We start from the raw sequence: 14955 nt of genomic DNA on the forward strand, positions 1-14955 counted from the left end.
TCAAAGAGAAGGTTTAAGTATAAAATCCCTATTTTAAACGGTGCACGTTGTCTTTTACGAACGCGTCCCAGCCAGTATAGCTTTTATTGGTTTTGCTTCCGGCTGTTATTCCCTGAAAGGCGTGACATACGGCCACAGCTAAGCCGTCTGTAGCATCCAGAAACTGTGGGTTTTCTTTGAAAGCTAAAAGTGTTTTTAGCATAGCAGCTACCTGCTCTTTGGAGGCATTGCCATTACCGGTAACGGATTGTTTTATTTTACGGGGAGCATATTCGGCGATTTCAATTTTTTTTGATAAAGCAGCGGCCATAGCAACACCTTGAGCTCTGCCCAATTTTAGAATTACCTGTATGTTTTTTCCATAAAAAGGATCTTCTAAGGCCATGCAATCGGGGGCGTACTGTTCAATTAATGCAGTCGTTTTTTCAAAAATTCTTGCAAGCTTTAAGGCCTGATTATCTAAATGTCCGAGCTTCACTATTCCAAGGCTAATCAAGGTAAGCTTTTTTCCTTTTTCTTTTATCAAACCGTAGCCCATCACTTTGGTCCCCGGGTCAATACCTAAAATGATTCGTTCTGATAGATCTTGCTGCAACATACTGCAATATTACGAAGATTAAATCGATAAATAGCAAGTCAAGTACCTTATCGTAAAAAGGTAGAAAGTTGGATAATAATTACGTTAATATGTCGCAATTGTGAACGGCATGTAAACATAATTTGTTAACATTGCAGGAAATAAGAATATCATTGGCCCCTCAGCATAAGAAAATATTGAGCGCTATAATAAAAGGGTGTATCCTTTTATTAATTGTATGGTTTGTTTATAAGAAACTCAACGATAATCAAAATCTCCTCGAATTTAATTTGCTCTTGGCTAAATTGGAGCCAGACGTAATAGTGATAACTATTGGTATTCTTTTGGCTTTAATGTTAATTAATTGGCTGTTGGAATGCGTAAAGTGGCAATATTTATGTAAACCTATTGAACATATTAGTTTCTGGAAGGCGGTAGAATCGGTTTTTTGTGGGTTAAGTTGGGCAATTTTTACGCCGAATAGGATAGGGGAATATGGAGGCAGGGTATTTTTTCTTCAACCCAGGAAAAGGATTTTCGGTGTTGTAGCAATGGCTGTTGGCGCCTTCGCACAAATGATTATAACCAATATTGTGGGCGTTTGGGCGTTTTTATGGTTTGTTTCTAAATACTGGGATATTCCTTTACTGATATATCTAGGCGGTTATGTATTAGCATTTTTGTTTTCCCTGGTATTACTTTTGATGTACTTTAGAATAAGCCTATTACATGGCTTTATTAAAAAATATCGAATCTTTGCTAAAGTGCAGCGTTTTTTTTCGCTATTGGCTAGATATAAAACGAAGAAGCTTGCGCGTGTATTTGCCTTATCCTTCGCGAGATTCGTCGTTTTTACCTCTCAGTATGTCTTTATTATGCAGGTGTTAATTGCTGATATGCCCATATTCGCCATGGTTATGATGGTTTTTATCTTATTTTTTATTCAATCTGCAATTCCTTCATTAGATTTGTTGGATGTCGGTGTACGCAGTTTAACAGCTGGTTACCTATTTGCATATATTACAACACAAGAATTGGCGGTAATGGCGTCTGCCGCGGCTATTTGGTTTGTTAATTTGATCATTCCGGCAATTATAGGTTCAGTATTTGTTTTTAAAATTAATTTCTTTGGTAATCGTTAGTAGTATCACAGCTATTTTAAGCATATGTTATGTATATATAGTGCTTGTGCTCCGCAGAGGATGGTTAAAGCTTCCCGTACATCAGCCTTTTGAAGCTAAAGAGGTAAAAACGATAGTGACGGTATTGATTGCTGCACGTAATGAGGAGCAAAACATAGCGGCTACCATTGAAGCCATTCTAGCTCAGGATTACCCAAGGAATTTAGTTGAACTTATTGTTGTAGATGATCACTCTACGGATAATACTAGCGCTATTATCGCTTCTTATGCAGAAAAAGGTGTTCGGCTAATCCAGTTGAATGAACCGCAAAAATTGAACTCTTATAAAAAGAAGGCTATTACTAAGGCCATAGCCGTTGCTAAAGGTGAACTTATGGTGGCTACTGATGCAGATTGCTATATGGGTGAACATTGGCTTCGGGCGATTGTTACTTTGTATGAAGAAAAGAAGTTTAAACTGATATCGTCTCCAGTGATCTATTATAAAGAAAAGAGCTATTTCGAACGGCTACAGACCTTGGAGTTTCTTTATCTCATAGGGCTTGGGGGCGCTTCTATCGGTATTAATAAGGCTTCCACCTGCAATGGTGCCAATTTGGCGTATAGACGCGATGTATTCTACGAGTTGGGTGGTTTTCAAGGCATAGATGATCTAGCTAGTGGCGACGACGAATTGTTTTTACATAAAGTAGCCGAAAGATATCCTTCGAGTATCGGTTTTTGTAAGGCAAGGGAGGCTGTAGTTTATACAGAGGCTAAAGAAAACGTAAGAGAATTTATTAGACAGCGGAAAAGATGGGCGTCTAAGAGCACTCGATATAAAAATAAAGGTGTAGTACTCTTGGGGATTGTGATATGGTTGTTTAATCTGCTAATTCTGCTGAGCGGATTATTTAGTTTGTTTCAGCCATCATTTGCTTATGTGTTTTTTGTAGCGCTGTCTGCAAAAATATTGATAGAACTTTGTTTTATGGTACCTTTAACACGGTTTGCCGATCGGAAAAAGCTATTGTGGAACCTCCCTCTGTTGAGCGTGATACACGTATGTTATATTGTCTATATCGGCATTGCCGGAAATACAGGGAAATATTATTGGAAGGGAAGGATGGTAAAGTAATCGTCCTTGTTAAACCGTTAATTTTGCTCTAATAACTTCCTCTGTATTTTTAACTACTTCTTCCGCCGTTAGTCCCTTAGGCTCAATAGGACTTAGTACCTCCCAGGTCATCACATTAAATGTGTTTAAGGGGTACATGCCGTATTTAACCATTTTCCACGAATTATTGATTGCGATAGGTACAACCAAGGCTTCGGGTACTTTTTTTAGTATGGTGGCAATACCTCCTATAGCAAAGGGCTTCATCACACCGGTTTTAGACCGTGTGCCCTCCGGAAAAATTACGGTCGACCATGTTTTGACTTTCATATTGTTGGCCAACTTCAAGATCTCAGCAATAGATTGTTTAGGGTCTCTTCTATCTATATTGGCGGCACCCCCATACTTTAAATTAAAAGATATGCTAGGAATACCTTTAGCTAATTCAATTTTAGAGATAAACTTAGCATGATGTTTCCTTAGGAAATAAATTAATGGAGGTATGTCATACATGCTCTGATGATTTACGATAAATATAATGGAACGATTAGTTGGTAACTGTTGCGTATTGATAAACTTTACAGTGTTACCCAATAAGTAGTAGCTGCTCGTTAAAAACAAATTGAGTATATCAACAGATTTCTTGTGCGTATTATACCCGCCTAATTTCAGACTAAGCCATTGTATGGGGTGAAATACAACCAAAATAAGTCCGAAATATACATAGTGAAGCGGTGTTAATATATATCCAAAGAGTTTACGCATAAGAAGATTATTAACATGCAATTAGTTTACGTATTCAAGAACACCTAGGCTACCGCCAATTAAAGTAATGGCGATGAATAAAAGGCTTGGCAAAAATAATATTTATTTTAATATAACTAAAAGTAGAAAAGCCTGATTATTGTGCATAGTCAGGCTTTTCTACTTCATTTGGGAAAGTACTGCATCACGCTATGACAAATCGAAAGCTTTTTTTATCGGTTCAATAAAATCAAGCTTCTCCCAAGTGAATAGTTCAACTTCCATGGTTTTTGTTTCACCAGCAGTGTTTTCGAAGGTTTTACTTACGGTACGCGGCTCGCGCCCCATGTGCCCGTATGCCGCTGTTTCAGCATATATAGGGTTGCGTAATTTAAGCCTCGTTTCTATGGCATATGGGGTTAAGTCGAATAGCGCTTTAATCTTTTCAGCAATTTCGCCATCAGAAAATGTCAGGTTGCTTTTTCCATAGGTGTTTACATAGATGCCCATGGGATCTTTTACGCCTATGGCATAAGAAAGTTGTACAAGAATTTCATCAGCGACGCCAGCAGCCACAAGATTTTTAGCGATGTGACGGGCGGCATAAGCAGCTGAGCGGTCCACCTTTGAAGGGTCTTTGCCAGAAAAAGCTCCACCGCCGTGGCCACCTTTTCCTCCATAGGTGTCTACAATAATCTTTCTGCCGGTTAGGCCGGTATCTCCATGTGGACCTCCAATCACAAACTTTCCGGTAGGATTGATGTGGTAGGTAATATCATGGTTAAATAACAGCTGTAGTTCTGGTTTCAATTGTGATTTCACACGGGGGATTAAGATGTGAATAATGTCTTGTTTGATCCTGGAGAGCATAGCCTCTTCATTGTCAAATTCATCGTGTTGCGTAGAAACTACAATCGTGTCTATGCGCAAGGGTGTATGATTGTCGTCGTAAGCAATCGTTACCTGTGCTTTAGCATCAGGACGCAAATAAGTAATTTCTTTATTTTCCCGTCGTAAAGCGGCTAACTCATATAACAGTTTATGGGATAAATCTAAGGCTAATGGCATCAGGTTGTCAGTTTCTTTATTGGCATATCCAAACATGATCCCTTGATCGCCGGCACCTTGGTTTTCTTTTTCTACCCTATCCACCCCTTGGTTAATATCGGCCGATTGTTCATGTATAGCTGATAATATGCCGCAGGAGTTAGCTTCGAACATATAGGCAGATTTCGTGTAGCCAATTTTTTCGATGACCGACCTGGTTATTTTTTGAACGTCTAGGTAGGTGCGCGACTTTACTTCTCCTGCTAATACGACCTGACCGGTAGTAACCAATGTTTCCACGGCCACACGGGAGTCAGGGTCCCATGCTAAAAAATTGTCAATTAACGCATCTGAAATTTGATCTGCTATTTTATCTGGATGTCCTTCCGAAACGGATTCTGAAGTGAATAAATATGGCATAAATTATGGTGTTTTCAATGTAATTGTTATAGTTATTATCGGTATAAAAAATCTTAAGTAAATCTATGGAGTGTAAAACAGATCAGAAAGGCAGTTTTTAGCACTTTTTTACTGTGGTTGCAATCTCGCCGTATCATTGGCACGCAAATCATTCCACATTTTACTATGCAAAAGTACAATTCATTTTTTTAATAAAGAAACGCTTCGTACGATAAGTTAAGAATGCTTTCGATAGAAATGATCGTCATAACTTTTAGGAAACTAAAAATATGAAGTATTTTTGTTTACAAGAAGTACAAAAGTTGATCCATGGAAAAAAGGCGTATACAGTTCATCATTAATCCGATATCGGGTGGAAAAAACAAAAAAGGTTTTGCCAGATTAGCTGAAAAATACTTGGATAACAACTTATTTGAAGCAGAATTTCGAATGACGGCACGTGTCAATCATGCTTCCGAATTAACAAAGCAAGCGATAGAAAAAAATGTAGATCTTGTAGTTGCGGTTGGAGGAGATGGTACTATCAATGAAATTGCCAAAGAGCTTATCGGTACAACAGTGCCTTTGGCTATTGTGCCTGAGGGTTCGGGTAATGGCTTGGCCCGTTATCTCGGAATATCATCTGACGTTGGACAGGCCATTAAAAAGATAAATGCTTTTAACATCATTACGATTGATAGCGGACTGGTAAACGAAAGGGCATTTTTTAATATGGCGGGTATGGGCTTTGATGCATTGATCAGTAATCGCTTTGCGGAGAATAATACAAGGGGCCCGGTGGGATATCTTAAAGTGGTGTTGGAGGAAATCAGTACGTATAAGGCATTAAAATATAAGCTGAATATCGACGGAAAGCAGATGGAAAGGGAGGCATTCATGATAAGCATTGCCAATTCCCCTCAGTATGGTAACAACGCTTATGTTGCACCACAGGCATCTGCAGAAGACGGTTTGCTGGATGTGTGCATTATAAAGCAGTTTCCCTTAATCCAGTTTCCGGTAATGATTTATCATCTGTTTAGCCGAACAGCAAATCAATCCGAGTATGTAGAAATCATTAAAGGAAAGCGTATTTTGATCGAGCGACCAAAAAGCGGTCCGGTGCATTTAGATGGTGAACCTATCGACTTGGAAGAGAAGCTTTCTATACAGGTGTTACCCTCATCGTTGAAAGTGGTGTGCTGAGGCTTAATAAGCGTTTGCCTAACTTAATTTTACAACTGCGATAAAATAAAATAGCATAATATATGACGAAACGAAAGAAACAACAATATACAGGCATTGTGTATTCAACCGACGAGAATTATTCTTATTCAACAGATGGTCAAGATAACGGTGATTTGGAGACGCTAACTCCAGGAGAACAACAGTTACGTGTTACTTTGGACAAAAGGCAACGAGCGGGGAAATCCGTAACAATTGTTACGGGCTTTGTCGGGCGGGATGACGACTTGCTAGCTTTGGGAAAACTCTTGAAAAATAAATGTGGTGTGGGAGGAACGGTTAAGGATGGACAAGTGTTGATTCAAGGCGACTTCAAGGTGAAGGTGGCAACGATTCTGCTTAATGAGGGGTACAAAGTAAAACAAGTTGGAAGCTAAACCAATAAGCTTTTACAGAAATCGTAAGCTTTTTTTGCTGAAAGACAATATACCTGAGGAGTTGTCGTTTAGTAGTGCGTACTGCAAACGTTGGTTTATTATGTTGATTATATAAAATATAAAAAAAACAGCTATAGATAGTGTTTATTTTACACTATCTATAGGGTGTTGAGTGATAATTAATTATGGATGTATTGAAATTTGTGAAAAATTGAAGGTTTCCGCTTTTCTTCCTAGTAAGAATTACCGATACCGCCGTTTTTTTGTGTCATTAATTTGCAATTACAAAAAAAAATAGTTTTTATTGTAAAATATTGTCTCCCAAAAATGGTAGATGAATATAAAGAGGACGTTCTTTTTAATGCGTTGATGCCGCTGTTGCACGTTGAAAAGAGAGCTAGAGTTAAAAAGTTAATATTACAGAAATTTGTTTTTTAATCTAAAATTATAAATTTGCTTTTGCCTTCTAGAAAAATCACGATAAGGCAAAGTGTTTATTGTACAATTAAAATTAATCCATAAAACTAAAAACTAAAAAATCAAAAAAATGGCAAACGCACCAAAACCAACCCCAGCTAAAAAAGAGAGCAGCTCAAAAGGTTCTAACGTATTTGCAAGTCTGGCAATTATCATCTGTTTTATTATTGGAGCTTTAGTATGGAAGTTCGTCATGGGTGATCCCGCGAACTTTGAAGGGGGTGATCCGGAAAATGGACAGCCGCTTCCAGGAAACTATTTTGGAATGGTTTATAAGGCAGGATATGTGGTTCCAGTATTGTTAGGTCTCTTATTGATGGTTATCGTATTCTCGTTTGAACGTTTCTTCGTTATCAACAGAGCCTCAGGAAAAGGAAATGTGGATGCATTCGTTACCAGAATACAAGGTTACCTTTCGGCTGGAAATATCGATGCAGCTATCAGCGAGTGCGACAAGCAAAAAGGGTCTGTGGCAAATGTTATAAAATCAGGTTTGCTTAAATACAAAGAAGCTTCTGTAGATAGCACCTTGGATACAGAACACTCGGTAGTAGCTATTCAGAAAGAGATAGAAGAGGCAACAGCATTGGAGATGCCTATGTTAGAGAAGAACTTAACTGTTATCGCTACACTGGTTTCTATCGGTACATTAACTGGTCTATTGGGAACGGTAACAGGTATGATCAAGGCCTTTGCGGCGTTGGCAACCGGTGGGGCCCCTGATCAGGCGGAACTTGCGAACGGTATTTCGGAAGCTTTGATCAATACTGCAACGGGTATCTTTACTTCTACCATCGCTATCGTAATGTATAACGTGTTTACTTCAAAAATTGATAAACTAACTTATTCAATTGACGAGGCTGGTTTCTCAATCGTACAGACTTACGCTTCTAAGCATAAATAAAAATGAAAAAAAGCTCCATGTTATTTATGGAAAAGTGATGGGGCTTGCATCATAATAGTAAACAAGAGATTTTTATTTAACTTATAAATGTAAAGAGATGCCAAAGATTAAAGTAAAAAGAGCAAGCACCACCATCGATATGACCGCGATGTGTGACGTGTCGTTCCTGCTTTTAACATTCTTTATTCTTACAGCAACAGCCCGTCAGCCTGAGCCTTTACCAGTAGATACTCCGGCATCTACTGTACAGATTAAGGTGCCCGACGGAAATTTGGGAACAATTACCATTGGTGACAATGGAAAGATGTTTTTCGGAGTAACTGGACCAAATGTAAGGGTACGTATGCTGGAAAGAATGTCTGAAAAGTATAGCATAGGCTTTTCACAGCAAGAGAAAGAGCGCTTTTCGTTGATGGAAGGGTTCGGAGTGCCGATGGGAAACCTAAAGCAGATTATCGCCATGGATAACAACGAGCGTGGAAAACCTGGGTTACAACCGGGAATTCCTAGTGACTCGACAGGTAATAATCCTTCTGAACTACACGAATGGATTATAGCTGCTCGTTATGCGACGAAGGAAGTCAATAATGCAGAAATGCGGGTTGCTATCAAGGGAGATGCAAAAGAACAGTACCCAGCAATTAAAAAGGCTATTGATATTCTTCAGGGACAGAAAATTAATAAGTTTAGTTTGGTAACTAATCTTAGAACAGAGGATTACGGTAATTAACAATAAAAAGAATTAAAAAATGGCAGAATTAAATACCGGTGGTAAACAGCAGCCCAGGGTTGACTTAACAGCCATGGTTGACTTGGCCTTCTTGTTGATTACGTTTTTCATGTTGACAACATCCCTGGCCAAACCCCATGCGATGGATGTGGCTATGCCAGACAAGGATAAGGAAAACAAAGATGATAATCTTGAAGTTGCCGATAACAGAAGTATGACTGTACTCTTGGGAGCGAATAATAAGATCGCTTATTATATGGGACAATTGGAAAATCCTATCGACGGACCAACAGTTGTGGATTATGGTAAGAATGGTATTCGACCTGTTCTCTTAGAGAAATTAAAAAGTGTACAGGCGGCAACGGGCAAAGGGTTGATTGTGATCATTAGACCTGCAGAAACTTCTAACTATCGCAATTTGGTTGATATTCTTGATGAGATGAAAATCGTGAATGCGACGCAATATACTATTGGTGATATCGGTGAAGCTGAAGTTGAGCTGTTGAAGGAGCAAGGAATTAATTAATAGTGAGCGTTGTTGAAAAAGCAATTCACACAATAAAATAAAAACATGTTAGGGTCTAAATTAGATATATTTAAAACACAATGGCTTGATCTCGTCTTCGCTGGACGAAATAAAGCCTACGGTGCTTATGATCTACGTGCAGTCTCCTCTAAATATACCGCAAGAGCACTGCTGATAGGTGTGCTTCTGTTCGTAGGATTGGTGACTTCACCTATGATTATAAAGGCCATAAGGGGAGATCAAGTGGATGATGCTCCTGAAGAAATTATTGAAACCGAAGTGGTATTATCAGAACCACCTCCAGTAAATGAGGAAGAACCACCTCCGCCGCCTCCGGTGGAGCCGCCACCCCCACGTGTTGACCAAGTAAGGATGCCTCCGATGAAGGTGGTGCCTGCGGAAGAGGTACGTGACGAGGAACCTCCAACGGTGGAAGATCTGAAGAAGGCAGATCCGGGTCCAAAAACAATTGCAGGAGATCCTACAGCTGATATTCGGATCGATATGCCTGTAGGAGAAGGACCAAAGGATGCGCAGGTAACGGAAGAAGGTTCTGGTGTGATGGATTTCAACGCAGTAGAGGTTCAGCCTACTTTCCCTGGGGGGATGCAAGAGTTCTATAAATGGGTAGGTAAAAACTATAACTATCCGCAAATGGCAAAAGAACAGGGTGTAAATGGTTCAATACACGTGTCTTTCGTAGTAGAACGTGATGGTTCTTTAACTGATATTAAAGTGTTACGTGACTTGAAGTACGGAACCGGAGAAGAGGCTGTGAGGATGTTAAAGGCCTCCCCAAAATGGAAGCCGGGCATACAGAATGGGCGTCCCGTGCGTGTATCCTATTCATTGCCTATCAAGTTGAATCTTCAAGGAATGTAATTTCATGCCTGAAAAGAGAAATAATATTACTTATAGACGGAAATCGCCCACAAAGCGATTTTTGTCTATTTTGGGCCTGAGCATGTTCGCTTTTTATTTTGTGTTGGGTCTTATCATTATTTTTTGGAAAGACTTTCCTTTGACACTCGATAGAACGTATCGTATTTTGTTTGGATTATTACTGATTGTATATTCCTTTATACGATTTGCACGTTTATGGCGCAACCAAAGAGTTGATAAAGAGTAAGTTTGCCTTTTTCGAAAAATGATCTTAAAAAAATTAAGAGCAAGTGATATTGTTGTTGTTTTTTTGTAAATTTACATTTTGGAGCACCTAAACGTGATGAATAAGCAGTTAGCGGTTTTTTTGAGTTTGATAAGCTTTATTGTAGTTTTTGTTTCTTGCAATGATGCACCTTCGAAAGATAAAGTAGGGATTCTAATGGGCAGGGCAAAAGTGTTGGTAGATGAAACGATAGCTCCTATTGTTGAAGATCAGTTAAACGTGTTTCAAAGTAGTTATACAAATACCGAACTTACTATGGTTTCAATGCCAGAAAATCAGGTTATTAATTACCTATTGAGAGATTCTGCTCAAATAGCGGTTACGTCGAGAGCCTTAACAGAACAGGAGATTGAATTTTTTAAGAAAAAGAAGATTTATCCTAAAATGGTAAAGTTTGCAACGGACGCTATTGCAGTAATTACGCATAAAAATAATACAGATTCTACCATTACGGTTGACGAGATTGTCAGGTTAATGAAGGGAAATGATATTGCTGGTGTTCGGACAATGGTTTTTGATAATAGCAACTCAAGTACCGTTGATTATTTCCGACAGTTAGCCGGAGTTGAAAAGCTTCCTGAGCAAGGTGTATACGCCATGAAAACAAGCGCGGATATTCTTCGTTATGTGAATGAAAATCCACAAAGCGTGGGTGTGATAGGCGTTAATTGGATTGTACAGCCACCCAATGATTTGATAGATTATGTTAACAACGTAAAACTTATGGGGGTGAGAAATCAAAAGGGAAAACCGGGCGATGATGCATATTATAAACCCACGCAAACAAATTTGGCTTTAAATTTGTATCCCTTCACGCGGACACTTTACTGTATTAATGTGCAAGGAAAGAAGGCCGTAGGTATGGGATTTTCGGCTTTTTTACATGGAGAGCGTGGGCAAAGACTTATCCTAAAAGCGGGTTTATTGCCAGATAGTATACCTTCTAGGGAAATAATTATTAGAAAGTAGTAAATTAGACTTTGAAAATAAAAACAAAAAGAACAATGAAAATGATAAGAAGAGCAGCAAGTGTAGGTCTTGCTATTGCTTTCATGACATCTGCTGGTGCATACGCACAAAGCCTAAAAGATGCTCAGATAGCGATTGATGCAGAGCAGTATGCTAAGGCAAAGACGATTTTGAAGAATTTAGTGGAGAACAAGCCGAAGGATGGACAAAACTACTTTTATCTTGGGGATATCTATCTTCAAACAGATTATCCTGATTCAGCCAAAACCATTTTTGAACAAGGTTTGGAAGCAGACCCAAAAACAAACTTGAACAAAGTTGGATTGGGAGCAGTAGAGCTTTTCCAAAATAATACCAGCGGAGCGGAGCAATTGTTTACGGAAGCCACTGCAAAATTGAAAAAAAAGGATTACTTGGAAAATCTGTATATAGGACGTGCTTATATAAACCCTCATTTGGAGGAGCCTGATTATAAAAAAGCATTAACCTATCTAGAGAAAGCTAAAGAAGCCAATCAAAAAGATGCATTAATTCCGTCTTCTTTAGGAGATGCGTATTTTGGATTAAAAGATGCGAATAATGCGTATAGTAGCTACCGGGATGCTTATGATATGGATAATTCATTTACTCGTGCTCGGGTGCAGATGACGATTATTTCCAAACAGGCAAGGGCTTTTCCGGAAGCGATTGAAGACCTACAGGCTATTGCCGCAGAGCATGCGGACTATGCTCCCGCTTTCAGAGAATTAGCGGAAACCTATAACGCTTATGCGCAATTTGCAACCAAGTCTGAAGATTACGATAGCCGCATTCAGGAAGCCCTGAAATATTACAAGCAATATATGGATCTAACAGATTATTCCTTAGATTCCCGTATGCGTTATGCCGACTTCTTGATCAAAGCAAAAGATTATCAAGCTTTGGAAGAGCAAGCGAATGAAATGGCTAAGGTGGATAAGGTAAATCCTCGTATTTTGCGTTATTTAGGTTATGCTGCTTATGAAAATGGAAATTATGCAGAAAGCCAACAAGCATTAACAGATTTCTTCAGCAAAGTAGAGGAGAATCGTGTCATTCCTCAGGATTACTATTTCTTGGGTTTATCTGAAGTGAGACAGGCAACTGATACTACAGCAGAAGGAGACACTTCGTTGTTAAGCCAAAGTATCGCCAACTTAACGAAGGCTGTTGAGTTGGATACTACATGGGGTTTGGCAGAAGATTTAAGTAACATTGCGAAGGAAAATTTTAACGAAAAGAAGTTTGATATCTCAGCGGCGTTATTTAAGGCAGCAGCACAAGCTCCAGAGTCTAAAACATACAATTATGATTTATTCTATTGGGGTTTCTCGCAATATTTCAACTATGCTACACATATAAATGATGAGCCGGCACCTAGTAAGGATGTCTTGAATGATGCTGATGCCGCCTTTGCGAAGGTAAATGAAGTAGCTCCTGAAATGCCTGAGGCATATCTTTATAAAGCAAAGACTAAGTCGTTACTGGAAGACCCTGAAGACCCTCAGGGATTAGCTGTTCCAGATTACAAAAAGTATCTAGAGGTAATTCAATCGAAAGATGACGAAACCGTTCAGAAATCAGGTCGTTTTATCGCGGAGGCTTATAATGTAATTGCAGCAGATTTAGTGAACAAGGAACAATACGAGGAGGCTCGCGAGAATTTGCGTAAAGCTTTGGAAGCTGAACCTGGAAATGCTTATGCTACACAAACGCTAGAGCAGTTGGAGCCAGATGCTTCCGCACAGCAGTAAGTGAAAAAATAAACAATGTTTTTATAAAAAAGCATCGAGAGATCATCTCTCGATGCTTTTTTATTAGCTCAGGTATTGATCTTTATTAAATATAGAATAAATGACTAACATCCTTCTATAAAATTAAAGCGAAACTTTTGCTATTTTGGAGTGGAAGGACTATGTTTGCATTTAATCAGAAACTAACTAAGTATAGATTATGGAAGCTACAACAACCAATACTCCCATAGATTATTTACCGATCCTTTTTCAGATGATTGTTGCTGCTGGATTCGGAATTGTGACGATTATCGGAACCCATTTAATTGGCCCTAGACTCCGGACGGAAAACAAACTTACTTCATTTGAATCCGGCGTTGAAGTAATCGGTAATGCCAGGCAACCTTTCTCTATCAAATACTTCATGGTGGCTATCCTTTTTGTTATTTTTGATATCGAAGTCATCTTTATGTATCCTTGGGCGGTAAATTTCAGAGAGTTCGGTATAGACGGTTTGATAGAAATGTTCATATTTATGGGCCTGCTTCTGCTAGGATTTATTTATGTGATAAAAAAACGTGCGTTAGAGTGGGATTAAACCCTTAAAACCCCTTATTAGAACCATTCTAAATACTTAATAATTGTGTTTGCTGCTTGTTAAATTGTTAAATTTGAGCAAGTCTGCTTTTAGAAGCAGGGGCGTTTTTTTATGATGATTATGTCATGACCATTTGACATATAACACCTTGAATTATGAGCGATATAAAATTAGCCCCGGCTCCTCCAGGAGTTACAGGGTCAGGTTTCTTTGCCACTACTCTCGATAAAGCGGTTGGGCTTGCCCGTGCAAATTCTTTATGGCCCTTGCCTTTTGCAACATCATGCTGCGGAATAGAATTTATGGCTACTATGGGATCTACCTATGATTTAGCTCGCTTTGGAGCCGAGCGTCCGAGTTTTTCTCCTAGACAATCCGATATGTTGTTAGTGATGGGAACTATCGCAAAAAAGATGGGTCCTGTTCTGAAACAAGTATACATACAGATGGCCGAGCCGCGCTGGGTAATAGCTGTTGGTGCATGCGCTTCCAGTGGTGGCATCTTTGATACTTATTCGGTATTGCAGGGTATAGATGAAATAATTCCTGTAGACGTTTACGTGCCTGGATGTCCACCCAGGCCGGAAGCTATATTGGATGGTGTTATGCGGTTGCAGGATATTGTAAAAACAGAATCGGTAAGGAGAAGAGAGTCTGAAGAGTACAGGAAATTATTAGAAAGTTACGAGATACATAAAGATGGCGAAATTAGATAATCAGGTACTTCTCGAGCGTTTAGAACAGCGTTTTGCTGAGCACGTTCAAAAAACGGATGAACCTTTCGGGCTTTTATCAGTCGAAACTTCAAAAGAATATATCATAGAGGTTTTAAAGTATCTGAAAACAGATAAAGAGCTGCAATTTATTTACCTCACAGACATTACGGCTGTGCATTATCCATCGCAAGAATTGAGTATCGCCGTGGTTTATCATGTGCATAGCCTTATACATAATGTACGAATACGGATAAAGGTGTTCTTAAATGGCGATAAGCCGGAGATACCAACCGCCACTACAGTGTGGAATGGTGCAAACTGGATGGAGAGGGAAACCTATGACTTCTTCGGGGTTATATTTGTTGGGCATCCTGACCTGCGTAGAATCTTGAACGTAGACGATATGGAGGTTTTTCCTATGCGGAAAGAATATCCCCTAGAGGATCCCAATAAGGTAGATAAAAAAGAGTTTTTCTTTGGAAGATAAAA

At 39.1% G+C, this 14955-nt stretch carries 16 protein-coding genes; 13 read left to right on the top strand and 3 right to left on the bottom strand.

From position 1 onward, the window contains the following. Window positions 1-28: 28 nt before the first annotated feature. A complete protein-coding gene (gene ruvC, locus H8S90_RS07265; RefSeq protein ID WP_187341901.1) occupies window positions 29-598 on the bottom strand; it encodes a crossover junction endodeoxyribonuclease RuvC in 570 nt (189 codons plus the stop codon). 131 nt (window positions 599-729) lie between these two features. On the opposite strand from ruvC, the gene H8S90_RS07270 reads away from it, so the two are divergent. Together H8S90_RS07270 and H8S90_RS07275 are read left to right on the top strand one after the other, a co-directional pair. After that, window positions 730-1719, top strand: coding sequence for a lysylphosphatidylglycerol synthase domain-containing protein (locus H8S90_RS07270; protein ID WP_187341902.1), 990 nt, complete (start codon window positions 730-732; stop codon window positions 1717-1719). Further along, window positions 1706-2836, top strand: a complete 1131-nt coding sequence (locus H8S90_RS07275) for a glycosyltransferase (RefSeq protein WP_255501853.1) — start codon at window positions 1706-1708, stop codon at window positions 2834-2836. The genes H8S90_RS07270 and H8S90_RS07275 overlap by 14 nt, the downstream gene beginning before the upstream one ends. Window positions 2837-2845: 9 nt before the next feature. Here H8S90_RS07275 and H8S90_RS07280 read toward each other — a convergent pair whose 3' ends face one another. Next, window positions 2846-3580, bottom strand: coding sequence for a 1-acyl-sn-glycerol-3-phosphate acyltransferase (locus tag H8S90_RS07280; protein ID WP_187341903.1), 735 nt, complete (start codon window positions 3578-3580; stop codon window positions 2846-2848). A 189-nt stretch (window positions 3581-3769) separates the two neighbouring features. Then, entirely contained in the window at window positions 3770-5026 is a 1257-nt protein-coding gene (gene metK, locus H8S90_RS07285) for a methionine adenosyltransferase (protein ID WP_187341904.1), read from the bottom strand. 309 nt (window positions 5027-5335) lie between these two features. Between metK and H8S90_RS07290 the strand changes: the two genes are divergently transcribed. The 11 genes from H8S90_RS07290 to H8S90_RS07340 all read left to right on the top strand — a co-directional run bounded on the left by H8S90_RS07290 (window position 5336) and on the right by H8S90_RS07340 (window position 14953). Then, a complete protein-coding gene (locus tag H8S90_RS07290; RefSeq protein ID WP_187341905.1) occupies window positions 5336-6211 on the top strand; it encodes a diacylglycerol kinase family protein in 876 nt (291 codons plus the stop codon). Window positions 6212-6273: 62 nt separating this feature from the next. Continuing rightward, a complete protein-coding gene (locus H8S90_RS07295; protein WP_187341906.1) occupies window positions 6274-6627 on the top strand; it encodes a translation initiation factor in 354 nt (117 codons plus the stop codon). 547 nt (window positions 6628-7174) lie between these two features. After that, window positions 7175-8008: a MotA/TolQ/ExbB proton channel family protein gene (locus H8S90_RS07300; protein WP_187341907.1), complete on the top strand. Its 834-nt coding sequence runs from the start codon at window positions 7175-7177 to the stop codon at window positions 8006-8008. A gap of 97 nt (window positions 8009-8105) precedes the next feature. Then, entirely contained in the window at window positions 8106-8738 is a 633-nt protein-coding gene (locus H8S90_RS07305) for a biopolymer transporter ExbD (protein ID WP_187341908.1), read from the top strand. Window positions 8739-8757: 19 nt separating this feature from the next. Continuing rightward, window positions 8758-9264 carry a biopolymer transporter ExbD gene (locus H8S90_RS07310; protein ID WP_187341909.1) on the top strand — a complete coding sequence of 169 codons (507 nt, stop codon included), beginning with the start codon at window positions 8758-8760 and terminating at the stop codon, window positions 9262-9264. A gap of 45 nt (window positions 9265-9309) precedes the next feature. Next, entirely contained in the window at window positions 9310-10146 is an 837-nt protein-coding gene (locus H8S90_RS07315; protein ID WP_187341910.1) for an energy transducer TonB, read from the top strand. 343 nt (window positions 10147-10489) lie between these two features. Next, the gene (locus H8S90_RS07320) at window positions 10490-11401 is read left to right on the top strand and encodes a PstS family phosphate ABC transporter substrate-binding protein (protein WP_187341911.1); all 912 of its coding nucleotides are present in this window, start codon (window positions 10490-10492) and stop codon (window positions 11399-11401) included. Between the two features lie 41 nt (window positions 11402-11442). After that, window positions 11443-13173 carry a tetratricopeptide repeat protein gene (locus H8S90_RS07325; RefSeq protein WP_187341912.1) on the top strand — a complete coding sequence of 577 codons (1731 nt, stop codon included), beginning with the start codon at window positions 11443-11445 and terminating at the stop codon, window positions 13171-13173. Window positions 13174-13372: 199 nt separating this feature from the next. After that, complete coding sequence (locus tag H8S90_RS07330) at window positions 13373-13750, top strand: NADH-quinone oxidoreductase subunit A (protein WP_187341913.1); 378 nt, start codon at window positions 13373-13375, stop codon at window positions 13748-13750. A gap of 155 nt (window positions 13751-13905) precedes the next feature. After that, window positions 13906-14466 carry an NADH-quinone oxidoreductase subunit B gene (locus H8S90_RS07335; protein ID WP_187341914.1) on the top strand — a complete coding sequence of 187 codons (561 nt, stop codon included), beginning with the start codon at window positions 13906-13908 and terminating at the stop codon, window positions 14464-14466. Beyond that, a complete protein-coding gene (locus H8S90_RS07340) occupies window positions 14450-14953 on the top strand; it encodes an NADH-quinone oxidoreductase subunit C (protein ID WP_187341915.1) in 504 nt (167 codons plus the stop codon). Before H8S90_RS07335 ends, H8S90_RS07340 begins: the two co-directional genes overlap by 17 nt. Window positions 14954-14955 lie beyond the last annotated feature (2 nt).

The sequence above is a fragment of the Olivibacter sp. SDN3 genome (assembly GCF_014334135.1).
Lineage (GTDB): Bacteria > Bacteroidota > Bacteroidia > Sphingobacteriales > Sphingobacteriaceae > Olivibacter.